Raw genomic sequence first — 2,033 nt, 5'->3', positions numbered from 1 at the left:
AGGGTGGTGATAGCGCTCGTATTCAAGTGCGCTAATGTCGGCTTCGCTGAACTCTAGTTGAATCATGACCGCGGTGTCTTTTGGGTGGGCTAACTCAATTTCACCATGACTATAGAATTAGTTCAAGCCCGAACCGGCTAGAGTATAGCTCCCTCTCCCCCGGGGAGAGGGCCGGGGTGAGGGCCGCGAGACATGCACAAATGGTTAAGTTATTTAATTCTCGATCCTTAGCTTCAGCTGCAAAGACGGACCCAAAGGTCTATTCCTAAGCGTAAAGACGAGCTGCATCCAATGCTAGCCATCGGTCGCTTCAGGAGGCAAGTACTGGTCGAAGCGATGCATCAGGTCGAGCAGTTCTTCCTGGCTGGGCTGTCGGCCATCCTTAGTGAGTTCGGCCAGTCCCTCAAAGTACTGTTCGCGGGAGTCGGCTGGGCAGAACATAATCAGTAGCTTCGCCCGCACTGAGCCGGGATTTGAGAACCCGTGGGACGTATTTTCGGGTACCAGCATCAGCGCGCCGGCTTCTGCCGCAATTCGCTCCTGATTGAGCACCAGTTCTACATGGCCTTCGACGACGTAGAAAATTTCCGTGAGCTGCTTGTGAATGTGGGGGCTGGCTCCGTCGGTTTCCGGTGCCATGACAAACTCAAACAGCCCGAAGTGATTGTGGGTGTCTTTGCCCGTCACCTTAAAGGTGCAGGTACTGGTGCGAATCTGGACTGAGCGACCTTCGCCGGGCTGTAAGATCAGGGGTAGAGACATCAGAGAATCCTCTCACTACCTACTTACTACCCGGAAAAGGTGCAATGCTCAAGCCGCTAGGGTTGGATAATCGACATAGCCTTCGCGGTCATGGGTGTAGAACGTATCTGGGTCGGCCTCATTCAAGGGTGCATCTTGCTTGAATCGCTTGACCAGATCGGGATTGGCGATAAAGGGAACGCCGTAGGCGATCGCGTCTGCCTCACCCTTCCGAATCGCCTCTGCCCCCAGCTGGGCATCATATCTGCCGTTCCACGCCGCCACCGCTGCCTCAGTCACCTCGATTTAAAACCGCGCCCGATATCGATTAGCCCCGGATTACAATAACGGTTCGTCCGCTGGGGGCGGTGTCTGAAGTTGTTGTTGTTCGCTCTGCGATCGGAGGAAGTCCTAGCCGCTGATCAAAAATAACCAGCCAGCCCCGATCCAGGCTGAGGCCAGCCAGATATTTATCCAACTGAGTTAACCCTGCCGTTAGCGGATCGGGTCTGCCCTCACGCCATACCTTCAGCTCCATGGCGATGGTGGCGGCTGCATAGCGCAGGCAAAGATCCATGCGATCGCTACCTATCGCGTATTCCCGTTCTAGCGTGCCACCGCCATTCACTACCCGATGCAGAAACGCCATCAGCACCAGGTGAGGTGCGATCTCGGGGTAAGGAGCGCTGCGCAGGAGCGGCTGCCCGTGCTGTCGCCAGAACTGTAAAAAGGCTTGCAGCAGCGCTTCTGGACTCAGCTCACCCGCTGAAGATAGCCAGGTCGGAGCAATCTGAGGTAGGGAAGCCATCGGCGTCACCGTTAGGAACAAGGATTGAATAACTTACGTAACTAAGGTTATTGTGGGCGAGCGACATAGTTCCACTGAGGCAGGTATTCATCGAAGATGATGGGCATCTGCTCTCGAAACGCCTTGGTGGCTTTTCTGCCGGTCTCATAGACCGCATCAATAATCGTAGCAACGACCTTCAGTCCGGTCTTGGTAGAGGCTTGTGCTATCAGGTCTCTAACCATCTCAACCGAGTCAAAGATGACGCCTTCACAGGCCCGTGAGACATGAGGAAACAATCGATGCTCGATAGGATTGTACTTGGAGGTGTAAGGCGGATAGTGAGCAATGCGAATCTCAATGCCGAGGTCATTGGCCTATTAGGCGACAGTGGAGTAGTCGGGTAGCAAAAGTCGGTTGACGGGTTTAGCCGAACCAGCGTGAGACAGGACGGCAGCGTCAGCGCCATTTGGAGACGGTTGCAATCAGGCAAAAAAAAGGGCAC

Annotated in this window: 2 protein-coding genes and 2 pseudogenes; all 4 read right to left on the bottom strand. The window is 54.6% G+C overall.

The annotated features are described in order from the left end of the window. Positions 1 to 294: 294 nt before the first annotated feature. Positions 295 to 762, bottom strand: coding sequence for a cupin domain-containing protein (locus IQ241_RS25180; protein WP_193912555.1), 468 nt, complete (start codon positions 760 to 762; stop codon positions 295 to 297). 48 nt (positions 763 to 810) lie between these two features. Continuing rightward, positions 811 to 1,041, bottom strand: coding sequence for a hypothetical protein (locus IQ241_RS25175; protein WP_322743804.1), 231 nt, complete (start codon positions 1,039 to 1,041; stop codon positions 811 to 813). Positions 1,042 to 1,069: 28 nt separating this feature from the next. Next, positions 1,070 to 1,543 (bottom strand): annotated as a pseudogene (locus IQ241_RS25170) (ATP-binding protein); the annotation flags it as partial. A 53-nt stretch (positions 1,544 to 1,596) separates the two neighbouring features. Then, positions 1,597 to 1,893 (bottom strand): annotated as a pseudogene (locus tag IQ241_RS25165) (ISAzo13-like element transposase-related protein); the annotation flags it as partial. Positions 1,894 to 2,033 lie beyond the last annotated feature (140 nt).

This window comes from Vasconcelosia minhoensis LEGE 07310 (genome assembly GCF_015207255.1).
GTDB lineage: Bacteria > Cyanobacteriota > Cyanobacteriia > Phormidesmidales > Phormidesmidaceae > Vasconcelosia > Vasconcelosia minhoensis.
Note: the sequence above shows the minus strand (reverse complement) of the source record. Positions and strands in the feature narration are given on the sequence as shown.